The organism is Arthrobacter sp. 10L430, assembly GCF_056395245.1.
Map to the genome: position 1 here is coordinate 1 of NZ_JBFTJD010000008.1, position 14,139 is coordinate 14,139.

The window sequence follows — 14,139 nt, forward strand, 5'->3', positions numbered from 1 at the left end:
CCCGGGTTTCGCCCATGCCCAGGATCAGGTTGGATTTGGTGACCATGCCCAGGTTCCGGCCCTGGGTGATGACGTCCAGGGACCGGTCGTAGCGGAACGCGGGGCGGATGCGCTTGAAGATCCGCGGCACGGTCTCGACGTTGTGCGCGAAGACCTCGGGCTTCGAATCACAGATCGCCTCGATGTGCCCGGGCTTGCCGGAGAAGTCCGGGATCAAAAGTTCGACGCCGGTGCCCGGGTTCAGCTCGTGGATCTTGCGGACCGTCTCGGCGTACAGCCAGACGCCCTCGTCCTCGAGGTCGTCGCGGGCCACGCCGGTGACGGTGGCGTAACGCAGCTGCATCGCCTGGACCGACCGGGCCACCTTGGTGGGCTCGAACACGTCCACCGGGGAGGGCTTGCCGGTGTCGATCTGGCAGAAGTCACAGCGCCGGGTGCATTCGGAGCCGCCGATCAGGAACGTGGCCTCCTTGTCTTCCCAGCACTCGAAGATGTTGGGGCAGCCGGCCTCCTCACAGACGGTGTGGAGGCCTTCCTTCTTGACGAGGTTCTTGAGCTGGACGAACTCCGGGCCCATCTGGACCTTGGCCTTGATCCACTCCGGCTTGCGCTCCACCGGGGTGGCCGCATTACGCTGCTCAATGCGCAGCATCTTCCGGCCTTCTGGTGCCAGTGTCACAGTAGAGCTCCTTCGGGGGTTGCAACTAGGGCGTCTTCATTCTTGCGCAGCTCTTCGATGATCCGCGAAACGAGATCAGCCGGTGCCACGTCGCGGCCGGTCTCCTGGGCAATGGTGGTCACGCCGGCATCGGTGATTCCGCAGGCGATGATCTGGCCGTAAGGGGCGAGGTCGTTGTTGCAGTTGATGGCGAAGCCGTGCATGGTTACGCCCTGGCTGACCCTGATGCCGATCGCCGCGATCTTCCGGGCGGGGCCCTTGTGGTCTTCGTCGATCCACACGCCGGCGCGGCCCCTGATGCGGACGGCCGTAATTCCGAAGTCGGCCAGGACGGCGATGATCACTGCCTCGAGACGCTCGACGTAGTCGCGGATCCCGGCTTTGTTTTTCAGCTTGATGATGGGGTAACCCACCAGCTGGCCGGGTCCGTGCCACGTCAGCTTGCCACCGCGGTCCACGGCTACAACGGGAGTGCCGTCGAAGGGACGCTCGTGGTCCTCGGTGAGCTTGCCGGCGGTGTAGACGGCGGAGTGTTCGAGCAGGAGAACTGTGCTGGGGGCCATGCCGGCCAGGACGTTCTCGTGGATTTCGCGCTGGAGGTCCCAGGCACGCGTGTAATCCACGAGATCCGGGGCAAGACCCAGCTGTGTGAACTCAAGAGTCATGGCATCCAGCTTAGACCCCGGCCGGCGTCCTGCCCGATTGTGTGCCCAAGCTCTCACCCGGCCTCGCTGGTCACATGCCCGGCCCGCGCCCCCTGTGGATAACTTCTGCAGGATGTGTTTATTTCCGGTACTCCTTAAGCCATGGACGATGTGAGGCAGGACGCCGACCATTCCGCAGGGCGCGAGCCGAAGGTTCCGGGCTACCAGGTCTGCCGTTGGTTGGGCAGCGGGGCGAGCGCCGCCGTGTGGCTGGTGACGGAAGAGGCTACCGGGCGGAAGCTGGCCCTGAAGTGTTTCGGCGCGGCGTCCGGGAACCACGCCGCGGGGACTGCCGAAGAGGATGTACGGCGGGAGATTCTGATCATGTCCGTCCTTGACCACGGGCATCTCGTCAAGGCGCACGACGTCGTGAGGTTGGGCGAGGCCGCCGAAAGCCCGTTGGGGATCGTGATGGACTACGCACCAGGCGGTTCACTGGGCCACCTTGTCGCTGCCCGGGGAAAGCTGGGCGTGGGGGAGACCGTGACTGTGCTGACGCCCATTGCGCAGGTCCTCGGATACCTCCACGGCAAGGGATTCACCCACTCGGATGTGTCACCGGGAAACGTGCTCTTTTCCGGACACGGAAAGCCTCTGCTCGCTGACCTCGGGGTGGCGCGAATGGTGGGCGATCCCGGCGCCGTTCCCGGCCTCGGGACTGAAGGGTTCAGGGATCCTTCGCCGGTGGACGCCGTGCGGGCAGGACTGCAGCCCGGACGCGACGTCTATGCCGTGGCTGCGCTCGGCTGGTACTGCCTCACCGGAGCCCCGCCCCGGCCCACGGCAGACAGGCCGCCCCTTTCGCTGTTGGTTCCGGACGTGCCCCGCGAACTTGCTGCCGCCCTGGAGGCAGGCCTGAGTGATGACCGGCGGCGACGGCCGGATGCAGCGGAGCTTGCCACCGCCATCTACCGGAGCGCCGCCGCAGTTCCCGTCGACCTATCTCGCTCTGTGCATCCGACCGTCCTGCCGGAGCTGCTGACACGCAGGCCGGAGCCGCCGTCGGGCGGCAGGCGGCGCGAGCGGATCCGTGCCTGGGGCAGGCGGCTGTCCACGTCCCCGCCCGTCACGGCGTTTCGGCAGCGCAGGACCGCCTACGACCAGGCCTTGCCCGGCCGGACGCTGCCGGACCAGCCGAGGCTGCACTCGCGGCGGGCCGCAACGGCAGCCGCGCCTCGACGTCGTCGTACTGCCGCATGGACCGGGCTTTTCACAGTTCCCGTTCTTGCAAGCGCGTGGCTGCTGCTCGGTGCGCCGGGGACGCCGCTCTCGAACCAGCCTCCGGGCGTCGCGGCCACGCAGCCGTCCCTGGTCCGTGACGGCTTTCCGGGGCCCGGAACCGTTCCGGTTCCGACGCCGAGGGGGCCGCAGCCGGCAACGGTACTGGACTCCGCGAGGGTTCCGGACGCTGTCCGGAACCAGCTCCGGGCGGGAAATCCCGCCGAGGCTGTCAAAGGGCTGGCCTGGCTGCGCTCGAAGGCCCTGAGTGAGGGCAGGCTGGAATTGCTCGGCGAGGTCAACGCCGGGAACTCCCCGGCCGCGGCCGCGGACCGCAGGATCAGCGCCCGGTTGCAGGACTCCGGGAACGTCCTGGCCGGTTTCACCACAAGCCTCACGGCCATCCGGAACCTGCCCGAAAGCACTGGGGCGCGGGCCGTGGTCGCCGTGACGGCTTCGACGTCCGGTTACGAGGAGAGATCTGCCGCCGGGGCCGCGGTCGCCACCGGCGCGCCGCAGCCACGCCGAGGACTGCGGCTGGTCCTGGTCAGAGTGAACGGCAAGTGGCTGATTTCGGACATTCTGCCGGCCCCATGATGGCCCCGGGCCGTTAGGCGCCGCTGACCACCCATGCGGCGGCACGCCGAAGGCTTGGATGCTGCCATTCAAAGCCCGCTTCCTTCAGCAGGGCGGGCTCCACCCGCTGGCTCGCGAGCAGGAGTTCGTCGGCCAGCTTGCCCATGGCCAGCCGCAGCGCTGGCGCCGGAACGCGGAGCAGCGCGGGCCTGTGCAGGGCAGCGGTGAGCTCAGCCACCAGCGTGTTGACGTTGGCGGCTTCGGGGGCGGAGACGATGACGGGGCCGGAGAGCTGGGCCGTCAGGAGGAATCCAAAAGCAGCGGACAGGTCCGGCAACGTGATCCAGGGCCAGTACTGGCGGCCGTTGCCGAGCGGACCGCCAACGCCGAGCCGCAGCAGCGGCAGCAGCCTGCCCAGGGCCCCTCCGGATCTGCTCAGCACCACCGCAGTCCGCGGGGTTACCACCCGGACACCCGCTGGGGCTTCGTGCGCGGCTGCTTCCCACTCAACGCAGATCCGGGCCATGATGCCGGTCCCGGCGGGCGATCCCTCCCGGAGGGCTGCGGACCCGGCGTCGCCGTAGTAGCCTGCTCCGGACTGGCTGATGAAGGTCCTCGGCGGTGTGACAAGGTGCTTCATTGCTGTGGCGAGGGTCCGCGTGGGATCGAGGCGCGAGCGAAAAAGCTCATCGATCCGCCGGCGCGTCCATGGCCTGTCGCCGATGCCGGCTCCGGACAGATTGATAACGGCGTCCGCGCCCTCAAGGCAGGCCGGGTCCAGCTGGCCGGCGGACGGATCCCAGCGGACTTCAGCCGGGGAAGCCGGCGTCCTCCTAACCAGCCGCATGACGTCGTGTCCGTCCGAAACGAGACGGGAGGAAAGATCGGTTCCGATAAGCCCGGAGGCGCCGGCCATGACGATTCGCATGATCCATCTCACCATGTCCCGGCACGGTACGGCACCTCCCAGCCACCCCTGTTGACTTTGACTATGATCGAACGATGACCTCTTCGAGCTACTTCCGATTCCCGCATGTTCACGGCGATCTGGTCACGTTTGTGGCCGAGGACGACGTCTGGATCGCGCCTGTCGGCGGCGGCCGCGCCTGGCGGGTTTCCTCCCTGCAACTTCCGGCCCGTAATCCGCGCTTCACGCCTGATGGCAAGAAGCTCGTCTGGACGGTCGTGCAGGGCACGGCGCCCGAGGTTGTCATCGCCGACGTCGACGGCGGCGGCTACCGGCAGCTGACCTACTTCGGGCACAGCACCACCAAGGTCAAAGGCTTCACTGCCGCGGGCGAAGTAGTGGTCACGAGCGCGTTCCGGCAGGCGGAGAGCCGCCACACGCACGCCTACCGCCTTTCCACCGTGGGCGGCTGGGCCGAGGAACTGCCCTTCGGTCCCGTCGAATCCGTGGCGTTCGGCCCCGAGGTCGGAGACGAGAAGCCCGTAGTCGTGGCCAGCGTCCTGTCCCGCGAACCGGCCTGGTGGAAGCGCTACCGCGGCGGCACTGCCGGCAAACTCTGGATTGACGCCGACGGCAACGGCGAGTTTGAACGGCTGCTCCCGGACCTTGACGGCAACCTGGCAGACCCCATGTGGGTGGACGGACGCATCGCCTTCCTCTCGGACCACGAAGGGTACGGGAACCTGTACTCAGTCCTGCCCAACGGCGGAGACCTCCGCCGCCACACAGACCACGAAGACTTCTACGTCCGCCACGCGTCCACTGACGGGAAACGTGTCATCTTCGAGTCCGCCGGTGAGCTGTGGATTCTGCATGATCTTGCCTCCGGCGCCGTCAGGCTTGAGATCTCGCTCGGCTCGGCCTCCCAGGGCCGCCGCCCGTCGCTGCTGAAGGTTTCCAAGCACCTCGGAGACGTCCGGCCGGACTGCACCGGATCGGCCAGCGCCGTGGAGGCGCACGGGACCATCCACTGGCTGCGGCACAAGGACGGGCCCTCCCGCGTTGTCGAAGGCACTCCGGGTGTCCGGGCAAGACTTCCGCGTCCCCTGACGGATGGCCGCATCGCCTATGTTGCGGACCACGACGGCACGGAGGCCCTGGTTATCGCGGAGATCGCCCCGCGGCTCGAAACCCCGGCTGCCCCGGCAGAGCCTGTCAAGGGACACCAGGAATCCGAGAGTCCCGCGGCCCCCCAGCCCAGCCCTGCGCTGCCCAGCCCGGTCTCAGCGGCCGGCCTGGTGGGTCCGGGCGTTGACGTCGCCGTTTCCGACGACTCCCAGGCGGACGTCGCTCCCGCAGCGGGGACAGAGAAACAGCACGGCACGGTAGCGGGCGCAGGGGCTGTCTCAGCACCTGCCGGTTCAGCATCCAGGCGGATCGCCTTCCCGAAGCCGTCGCGCGCCAGCGCCCTGGAGACCAGCCCCGACGGCCGCTGGATCGCCGTCGGCACCGCCTTCGGCGACGTCTACGTGGCCGACACTCGGGACGGAACCATCACGTCGGTGACGAGCATCGGCGAAGGCAGCATCGAAGCCCTGTGCTGGTCACCGGACTCCGCCTGGCTGGCCTGGTCGGAACCCGTCACGTCCCTCGGCTCCCGCAGCCGCCTGAGGCTGACCCGCGTCCACACGGAGGAGTCCGGGGCGGGGAAGCCAGGCGCTGCGGATCCCGACATCGTCGAGGTGACCGATGGTCGCTTCCGTGACCAGTCGCCGTCGTTCACGCCGGACGGCAAGTTCCTCGCGTTCCTCTCCAACCGCAGCTTCGATCCTGTCTACGACGGGCATTCCTTCGACCTCTCGTTCCCGAGCCCCATCAAGCCGTACCTTGTGGCCTTGGCAGCGGAAACGGCGTCGCCCTTCGGCCCCAACGTCGATCTCTCCGTTGAGACGGAGACGTCGGCAGACCGGGACGCCGACGCCGGACAGCCCGGTAGGCCTGCGCCGGTCCGTGTCGACGCCGAGGGGCTCGCGCACCGGGTCATCAGCGTTCCGGTCCCGCAGGGCAACTATTCCTCGCTGGCCGCGGTCGACGGCGCGCTGCTGTGGCTGGACAGCCCCCTCGCCGGGGTGACCGGCGACGGCAAAGCCAGCCTCGAGGACAAGAACACTGCGCCAGCACTGGTCCGGTTTGATCTTGCCAAGCGCAAGGCCGCGACCATTGTGGACGCGCTCGACAGCTACGTCGTGTCCGGTGACGGCAAGAAGGTTGTGCTCGTCCACGACAAACAGGTCCGGGTGGTGCCGTCCGACGCGAAGGCCGACGAGGAATCCGGCCAGCTGGTCAAGGTGGACCTCACACGCATCCGGGTGCTCATGGACCCGCTCAGCGTCTGGGGCCAGGCGTTCGATGAAGCCTGGCGGTTGCAGCGCGATTTCTTCTGGACCGAGGACATGGCCGGCCAGGACTGGGAGTCCATCCACAAGCGCTACCGGCCCCTGGTTGACCGGCTCGGTTCGCACGATGACCTGGTGGACCTGCTGTGGGAACTCCACGGCGAGCTCGGCACCTCCCATGCCTACGTCCGGCCGGCTGCGGCCTCCGAGAACGGCAGTAATGGCCAGGGCCGCCTGGGCGCCGACCTGGCATTCACGGGGGAGGGCTGGGAGATCATCCGCATCCTCGCCGGCGAATCCTCCGACCCCCTGGCGACCTCACCGCTGGCCCGCCCCGGCGCCGCCGCCAAGGCCGGGGATGTCCTGCTCGCGGTCGACGGCGTGCCGCTCACCGAGGCCCTGACGCCCGCCATGCAGCTGGTTGGCGCTGCCGGCCGGGCGGTGGAACTGACCATCCGCAACGGTGCCGCCCACGGTCCGGCCGCGGGCGCCCAGCGCCGCATTGCGGTGGTCCCGATCAAGGATGAGGAGCGCCTCCGCTACCAGGACTGGGTGGCCGCTAACCGCCGCACCGTCCGGCAGGCCTCTGAAGGAAGCTTCGGCTACCTGCACGTTCCCGACATGATGGCCAACGGCTGGGCGCAGCTGCACCGTGACCTGGACACCGAAACCGCGCTGGACGGCCTGATCGTTGACGTTCGCCGCAACCGCGGCGGGCACACGTCCCAGCTGGTGGCCGAGCTGATCGGACGCAAGGTGACAGGCTGGAGCATGCCGCGCGGCGAGAAGCCCCGGACCTACCCGCACCACGCACCGCGCGGCCCGGTCATCATCCTCGCCGATGAGTTTGCCGGTTCCGACGGCGACATCATCACCCAGGTCTCGAAGCTTCGGGGGATCGGTCCCGTGATCGGGACCCGGACCTGGGGCGGCGTGGTGGGCATCGACAGCCGTTTCACGCTGGCGGACGGCACCGGGGTTACCCAGCCGCGCTACGCCACCTGGTTCGGCGGCGGCGTGGGCTGGAGCGTCGAAAACCACGGCGTTGCTCCGGACATCGAGGTGACGTTCCCGCCGCACGCCTATGCTGCGGGACGGGACCCGCAGCTGGAGTACGGCATCGGGGCGCTGAAGGAAATGGTTCAGGAGCTTCCCACGGACCGGCCGCCGGCCCGTGAAGGCTACCGCCGGCTCCGGCCGGAGCCACTGCCTGCCCGCCGAAACACGAGCGGCTGAGCCGGGCTGAGCCCGTGAACCGCTGACCCAGAGTCCGGCCCGCCGCGAGTCCGGCCCGCCGCGAGTCCTGCTCACGGAGAGCCCGGCTCACCGCGCAAAAAGGCCCTGTGCCCCGATGGATCTTCCAGTCCGGGTACAGGGCCTTTTTTGTGTGCCCCTGCTGCGCCGCAGCCGGGGCCAGAAATCAGGAAGCGGCGAGCGTTGCGTCCAGGGTGATGTCGATGCTGGCCAGGGCACCGGAGACAGGGCAGCCGACCTTGGCCTCCGCTGCGATCTTCTGGAACTCGTCTTCGGAGATGCCGGGGACCTTGGCGTTCAGGGTCAGGTGGCTGCCGGTGATGCCCGTGCCCGGCTTAAAGGTGACGTCCGCCTTCGTGTGGACCTCTTCGGGGGTGTGGCCGGCCTGGGCGAGCGCGTGGCTGAAGGCCATGGAGAAACAGGCGGAGTGTGCGGCGGCGATCAGCTCTTCAGGGCTGGTCTTGCCTTCCGAGGCCTCGGTGCGGGCCTTCCAGGTGACCTCATACGTGCCCAGCCCGGAGCTGTCGAGCGTCGTGTTGCCGGCACCCGTCATCAGGTCGCCGTTCCATACCGTGTGTGCGGTGCGTGTTGCTGCCATGTCCACTCCTTAGCTTGGGTTCAGTCAAGGATCCGGCTGACGCCCGATCCTTCCTGCCTAATCCTATGGATTCCCCGTGGTGGGCGCACGGGTTGTCCGCTGTCAGAGGATTATGACCGGCCCCCGGAATGCGCCAGGCAGCCCAACGCAAGAGACGACGACGGCGACGCACCCGCGAGGGGTGCGTCGCCGTCGTCGTTCATTCGATAAGCAGGCGCTCAGTGCCAGATCGTGGCGATGGCAATGTTGATCAGTGCCAGGCCGCCGACACCGTGTGCCAGGCCGGTCGAGATGTCTTCGCCCCTCTTGACCTTGCGCGAGCCGATCACGGCCAGAACGGCAACGGCGAGCCCGATCGCGAACTTAATGCCGAGCTTGAAGTAGTTGGGATCTGAATCCGGCATGAGCGGCAGCAGTCCCATCATCGCAATACCCGTGAGCAGCTGAACGAACGCGCCGTCGCGCTGGCGCGGGTGGATGGTCGGCTGCCTCAGGGTGGCGATCCAGTACCCCACGATCATGGCGGCGCCAACGATGTGCAGGAACAGCAGGATGTCAAAAAGAATTCGCATGGCAACAGTCTAGCCAGATACTTCTACACTCCGTAGTACGAGCGGCCCGCGCGTCCGGCAGGACCCGGTGGTACGAAAAAAGCGGCGGCCACCCCGGGTGCCGGTGGTTATCCACCGACGCCCGGGTTGGCCGCCGCCCTCACAGCGTGCGGAGCCTAGAGTCCCAGGTCCGCTTCGAAGGCGCCCTCTTCGAGGCGGGCCTTGAGCGTCTGCACGAAGCGTCCTGCATCCGCGCCGTCAACCAGGCGGTGATCGTAGGTCAGGGCGAGGTACATCATGGACCGGATGGCGATCGAGTCGTCACCGTTCTCATCGGCCACCACCACGGGGCGCTTGACGATCGCGCCGATGCCGAGGATGCCCACCTGCGGCTGATTGATGATGGGGGTATCGAACAGCGCACCGACGGAACCGAAGTTGGTGATGCTGAACGTGCCGCCGGAGAGCTCGTCCGGGCCGATCTTGCCGTTGCGGGTGCGGTCGGCGACGTCGGCGATCTTGCCGGCGAGGCCTGCAAGGTTCAGGTTGCCGGCATCGGAGATGACCGGCACCAGCAGGCCTTTGTCCGTGTCGACGGCGATCGCCAGGTGCTCGGCGTTGTGGTAGGTGATTTCCTGCTTGTCCTCGTCGTACGCAGCGTTCAGCTTCGGGTGCTGCTTCAGTGCTTCGGCGACAGCCTTGGTGATGAAGGGCAGGAAGGTCAGCTTGACGCCGTTCTGGGCCTGGAACGGGTTCTTAGCCTTCAGGCGCAGCTTGGCGATCTTGGTCATGTCCACTTCGTGGACCTGCGTGAGCTGGGTGGAGGTGTCGAGGGACTCGCGCATGCGGCGGGCAATGACCTGGCGGATGCGGGGGGCTTTCTGCACGGTACCGCGCAGGGAGGAAACCGCAGCCGAAGCCGGTGCAGCTGGTGCGGACGGTGCCGGAGCGGGCTTCGCCTCGGCCGCGGCCAGGACGTCCTGCTTGCGGATGCGGCCGCCAACTCCGGTGCCCGACAGGGAGGAGATGTCCACGCCGCGCTGGTTGGCCAGCTTGCGGACCAGGGGAGTAACGTACCCCGACTCGGCGCCGGCAGCCGGTGCCTGTGCTGCGGCAGCCGGTGCAGCGGCGGGGGCCGCCGGTGCCGGAGCTTCTTCTTTGGCCTCGGCCGGAGCAGCCGGTGCTTCTGCCGGCTTCTCCGGGGCAGCAGCCGGCGCGGGGGCAGGAGCCTCGGCCGGCTTCTCGGGAGCCGCGGCAGGTGCCGGCGCGGCAGCGCCGGAGCCGATGACAGCGAGGACGGAACCGACCTCGGCCGTTTCGTCTTCGTTGACGCGGATTTCCTGGAGCGTGCCGGCCACCGGGGACGGAATTTCGGTGTCGACCTTGTCGGTGGAGACCTCGAGGAGCGGCTCATCCACTGCAACGGTGTCGCCAACGGCCTTGAGCCAGCGGGTCACGGTGCCTTCGGTGACGCTCTCGCCCAGGGCAGGGAGAGTGACTTCGTGGCCCTCGCCGGATGGGGCAGGGGCTGCGGCGGGTGTCTCAGCAGCGGGCGCTTCCTGGGCGGGTGCCTCGGCCGCCGGAGCTTCTTCAGCGGGTGCCTCCGCCGCGGGTGCTTCCTCGGCGGGAGCGGCCTCAGGGGCTGATCCTCCACCGGAGCCATCACCGATGCGGACCAGGGGAGCACCAACTTCTGCGGTTTCGTCTTCGGCAACGAGGATTTCCTCGATGACGCCGGCGATCGGAGAGGGGATTTCGGTGTCTACTTTGTCGGTGGAAACTTCGAGCAGCGGCTCGTCCACCTCTACCCGGTCACCTACCTGCTTGAGCCAGCGGGTGACGGTTCCTTCGGTGACGCTCTCACCGAGGGCGGGCAAGTTAACGGATTCAGACATGTCGTCCCCGTTCTCCTTATTGATCTTTTGTGCGGATGATTGCTGGCTTGTTCGAGCTTAGTGCACCCGGCGGATCATGCCGGGTGCACTAAGCCCTGTTGTATTGCGGAGCTGCTTTAGCCGTGGAGGGCTTTGCCCGCGAGGGCGAGGTGGGCTTCGCCCAGCGCCTCGTTCTGGGTCGGGTGGGCGTGCACCAGCTGGGCCACATCCTCCGGGTAGGCTTCCCAGTTCACGATCAGCTGGGCTTCGCCGATCTGCTCACCCATGCGGGAGCCGATCATGTGGACGCCGACGACGGGGCCGTCCTTCTGGCGGACCAGCTTGACGAGGCCGCCGGTGCCCAGGATGGAGCTCTTGCCGTTGCCGGCGAGGTTGTATTCCTGGATCTCGACCTGGTCGTCGCCGAACTTATCCTTGGCGCCCTTTTCCGTGTAGCCCACTGTGGCGATCTCAGGCTCGGAGTAAGTGACCTTGGGGATGTTGACGTCTTCAACGATGACCGGCTTCAGGCCGGCGATTTCCTCGGCCACGAAAATGCCCTGCTGGTAGCCGCGGTGGGCAAGCTGGACGCCCGGGACGATGTCGCCGACGGCGTAGACGTTGCCGACGCCGGTGTGCAGGCGTTCGTTGGTGATGACGAAACCGCGGTCGATCGTGACGCCGGCCTCTTCGTAGCCAAGGTTGGCCGTGACCGGTCCGCGGCCGACGGCCACGAGGAGAAGGTCGGCTTCGAAGGTCTTGCCGTCCACCAGCGTGACCTTGACGCCGTTCTCGTTCTGCTCGACGCCCTGGAAGAAGACGCCGGTGGAGAACTTGATGCCGCGCTTCTTGAAGGCGCGCTCAAAGTTCTTGACGATCGCGGCGTCCTCGTTCGGGACCAGCGACGGCAGTCCTTCGACGATGGTGACGTCCACGCCGAAGGACTTCCAGACCGAGGCGAACTCGACGCCGATGACGCCGCCGCCCAGGATGATCGCGCTCTTGGGGATGTAGTCCATGGTGAGGGCTTCGTCGGAGGTGATGACCTTGCCGCCGATTTCCAGGCCAGGCAGCGTGCGGGAGTAGGAACCCGTGGCGAGAACGATGTTCTTGCCCTTGTAGGCCGTGCCGTTCACGACGACGGTGTCCGTGCCTTGGAGCTTGCCCTCACCTTCGATGACGGTGATGCCCTTGGACTTGATCAGGCCCTGCAGGCCCTTGAACTTGCCGGCGATGATGCCGTCTTTGTAAGCATTGACAGCGCTGATATCGATGCTGTCCAGGGTGACGTTGACGCCGTACTTCGCGGAATCGCGGGCGTGGTCGGCCAGTTCGGCAGAGTGCAGCAGCGCCTTGGTGGGAATACAGCCGTTGTGCAGGCAGGTTCCACCGAGTTTGCCCTTCTCCACGAGGCCGACGGTGAAGCCAAGCTGAACGGCCCGGAGGGCCGTGGCGTATCCGCCGCTGCCGCCACCGAGTACCAGGATGTCGAATTCTTGCGCAGTTGCCTGATCGGCCACTTAGACGCTCCCTCGCGTGAACGATGACACGAGAGTACGCATCATCTGGTCTTGGAACTTGCTCTGCCGTGATTATGCCAGCAGGCCGGTTCCCTTTCATTTGTGACTACCGAGGTTCACCTTAGCGAACCACTTATCCATGCTCCACCTTGCCGCGACTTTTGTGGAGCGCTTGTGTCCAGTGTCACGCGGGGGTGTGGCGGGCGGATCACACCGCCCGCCACACTGCTGCTGTGCCGGTCAGGCTGAGGCCAGGAGATCCTCGACATAGGCCACGAGCGTGCGGACCGTGCAGCCAGTGCCCTGCTTGGGCGTGTAGCCGTACGGTGCGCCGTTGTTAAAGGACGGACCTGCAATGTCGATGTGCGCCCAGGGGATCGGCTGGCCGTCCTTGCCCTTGCCCACGAATTCGCGCAGGAACACGGCGGCCGTCATCATGCCGCCGTGACGTTCGCCGATGTTTGCCAGGTCCGCCACCTGCGAGTCCAGGCTCGGCCTCAGCTCCTCGGGCAGGGGCATGGGCCAGACCAGCTCGCCGGCGCGGTCCGCGGCGTCCTTGAGCGGCCCCGTAACGCTGTCGGCGCCCATGACGCCCGCGGTGCGGTTGCCGAGCGCGATCAGCTGCGCCCCCGTGAGAGTGGCAACGTCGATGATCGCGTCCGGGAACTCCTGACTCGCGGCGACGATGCCGTCGGCCATGACCAGGCGGCCTTCAGCGTCGGTGTTGAGCACCTCGACGGTCTTCCCGCCGAACATTGTCAGGACGTCAGCCGGGCGTGAGGCGGCACCGGACGGCATGTTTTCCGCGATGCAGAGCCAGGCGGTCGCCTTGACCGGCAGGCCCAGGCCCGCCAGGGCGAGCACCGTATTAAGGACGACGGCGGCGCCCGCCATGTCGCTCTTCATGTCGCCCATGCCGAGTGCCGGCTTAATGGAGATGCCGCCCGTGTCGAATGTGATGCCCTTGCCCACGAGTGCGATCTTCCTGGTGGCCTTCGCCGGCGCGTATTCCACCTTCACGAGGCGGGGCTGGCGTGAGGAGCCCTTGCCGACGCCCATGATGCCGCCGAAGCCCTCCTTCTCGAGGCGTTTCTCGTCCCACACTGTCACCTTGACGGGCAGGCCCTTCGACAGTTCCTTGGCGGCATCCGCGAAGGACTCGGGGAACAGGTGGCTCGGCGGCTGGTTCACCAGGGAACGCGTGGCGTTGACGGCCTTGCCAAGCAGGCCTGCGCGCTTCAGGGCCGGCTCAAGTTCCTTGTCGGCGGCAAAGTCCGTGAAGATGACCACGTTGCTGACAGGGTCCTTAAGGCCGTCCTTCGAGGAACGGTATTCCGTAAATGAATAGGAGCCCAGCGCCGCGCCCTCGGCGACGGCGGCGACATCGGCGACGTCCGCCGTCGGGAGGGCCAGCGTCACCGTGGCCAATCCGGCCAGCTGGCGGACCGCCGAACCGGCGGCGCGGCGCAGCGCCTCCCGGGTCAGCGGCTGGCCGCCGATGACCTTGCCGACGCCAGCCAGCACAATCACGGAGGCGCCGGTTTCGGGAAGTCCGGGGAGGCGGACCGCCTGGTCCGCCGCCCCCGTGATGCCAAGAACCTTCAACGATTCGGCCAGCGCTTCGGCCGACTTGGCCGTCAGGGGGTTCTCGAGGAGGACCGGACCGTTCGCGCCCTGTCCTACACCGATGACGACCGCGTCGCTGGCAGCCTTCTTGAGGTCGCGCGCAATGGCACTAATGTTGATTTCACTATTCTTGACCACGAGGATCAGTCCTCAATTCTCTGTGACGGTTCGGGCAGGAAGTCCATGTGAGGCGCCCTGCCATGGGTACCCGGACGCCGTCCGAATGGGAGGCCGCC

Annotated in this window: 10 protein-coding genes; 2 read left to right on the forward strand and 8 right to left on the reverse strand. The window is 67.2% G+C overall.

Going from position 1 to position 14,139, the window contains the following annotated elements:
* The coding region (locus tag AC1DDG_RS09960) for a lipoyl synthase (RefSeq protein ID WP_476875959.1) at nucleotides 1–679 on the reverse strand (679 nt) is incomplete at its 3' end.
* A complete protein-coding gene (gene lipB / locus AC1DDG_RS09965) occupies nucleotides 676–1,344 on the reverse strand; it encodes a lipoyl(octanoyl) transferase LipB (protein WP_476875960.1) in 669 nt (222 codons plus the stop codon). The genes AC1DDG_RS09960 and lipB, both read right to left, overlap by 4 nt.
* 141 nt (nucleotides 1,345–1,485) lie before the next feature.
* Between lipB and AC1DDG_RS09970 the strand changes: the two genes are divergently transcribed.
* Nucleotides 1,486–3,198, forward strand: a complete 1,713-nt coding sequence (locus AC1DDG_RS09970; RefSeq protein WP_476875961.1) for a serine/threonine-protein kinase — start codon at nucleotides 1,486–1,488, stop codon at nucleotides 3,196–3,198.
* 13 nt (nucleotides 3,199–3,211) lie between these two features.
* Here the strand turns inward: AC1DDG_RS09970 and AC1DDG_RS09975 are convergent, their stop codons facing one another.
* Nucleotides 3,212–4,105 (reverse strand): TIGR01777 family oxidoreductase, encoded by an 894-nt coding sequence (locus tag AC1DDG_RS09975; protein WP_476876033.1) that lies wholly within the window; start codon nucleotides 4,103–4,105, stop codon nucleotides 3,212–3,214.
* Between the two features lie 74 nt (nucleotides 4,106–4,179).
* Here AC1DDG_RS09975 and AC1DDG_RS09980 point away from each other — a divergent pair, with 74 nt between their 5' ends.
* Complete coding sequence (locus tag AC1DDG_RS09980; RefSeq protein WP_476875962.1) at nucleotides 4,180–7,716, forward strand: S41 family peptidase; 3,537 nt, start codon at nucleotides 4,180–4,182, stop codon at nucleotides 7,714–7,716.
* Between the two features lie 184 nt (nucleotides 7,717–7,900).
* On the opposite strand, the gene AC1DDG_RS09985 is transcribed toward AC1DDG_RS09980, so the two are convergent.
* The 5 genes from AC1DDG_RS09985 to AC1DDG_RS10005 form a co-directional block, all read right to left on the reverse strand.
* A complete protein-coding gene (locus AC1DDG_RS09985) occupies nucleotides 7,901–8,332 on the reverse strand; it encodes an OsmC family protein (RefSeq protein ID WP_476875963.1) in 432 nt (143 codons plus the stop codon).
* Between the two features lie 218 nt (nucleotides 8,333–8,550).
* A complete protein-coding gene (locus AC1DDG_RS09990) occupies nucleotides 8,551–8,904 on the reverse strand; it encodes a hypothetical protein (protein ID WP_230116774.1) in 354 nt (117 codons plus the stop codon).
* 155 nt (nucleotides 8,905–9,059) lie between these two features.
* Nucleotides 9,060–10,778 carry a 2-oxoglutarate dehydrogenase, E2 component, dihydrolipoamide succinyltransferase gene (gene sucB, locus AC1DDG_RS09995; protein ID WP_476875964.1) on the reverse strand — a complete coding sequence of 573 codons (1,719 nt, stop codon included), beginning with the start codon at nucleotides 10,776–10,778 and terminating at the stop codon, nucleotides 9,060–9,062.
* A 116-nt stretch (nucleotides 10,779–10,894) separates the two neighbouring features.
* Nucleotides 10,895–12,277 carry a dihydrolipoyl dehydrogenase gene (gene lpdA / locus AC1DDG_RS10000; RefSeq protein ID WP_476875965.1) on the reverse strand — a complete coding sequence of 461 codons (1,383 nt, stop codon included), beginning with the start codon at nucleotides 12,275–12,277 and terminating at the stop codon, nucleotides 10,895–10,897.
* A 240-nt stretch (nucleotides 12,278–12,517) separates the two neighbouring features.
* On the reverse strand, nucleotides 12,518–14,041 hold the full coding sequence (locus AC1DDG_RS10005; protein ID WP_476875966.1) for a leucyl aminopeptidase: 1,524 nt from the start codon (nucleotides 14,039–14,041) through the stop codon (nucleotides 12,518–12,520).
* Nucleotides 14,042–14,139: the final 98 nt, after the last annotated feature.

Bases quoted from the DNA above. Each gene is read 5' to 3' on its own strand.
- lipB (WP_476875960.1), bottom strand. From the start codon at position 1,344: ATGACTCTTGAGTTCACACAGCTGGGTCTTGCCCCGGATCTCGTGGAT.
- AC1DDG_RS09970 (WP_476875961.1), top strand. From the start codon at position 1,486: ATGGACGATGTGAGGCAGGACGCCGACCATTCCGCAGGGCGCGAGCCG.
- AC1DDG_RS09975 (WP_476876033.1), bottom strand. From the start codon at position 4,105: ATGCGAATCGTCATGGCCGGCGCCTCCGGGCTTATCGGAACCGATCTT.
- AC1DDG_RS09980 (WP_476875962.1), top strand. From the start codon at position 4,180: ATGACCTCTTCGAGCTACTTCCGATTCCCGCATGTTCACGGCGATCTG.
- AC1DDG_RS09985 (WP_476875963.1), bottom strand. From the start codon at position 8,332: ATGGCAGCAACACGCACCGCACACACGGTATGGAACGGCGACCTGATG.
- AC1DDG_RS09990 (WP_230116774.1), bottom strand. From the start codon at position 8,904: ATGCGAATTCTTTTTGACATCCTGCTGTTCCTGCACATCGTTGGCGCC.
- sucB (WP_476875964.1), bottom strand. From the start codon at position 10,778: ATGTCTGAATCCGTTAACTTGCCCGCCCTCGGTGAGAGCGTCACCGAA.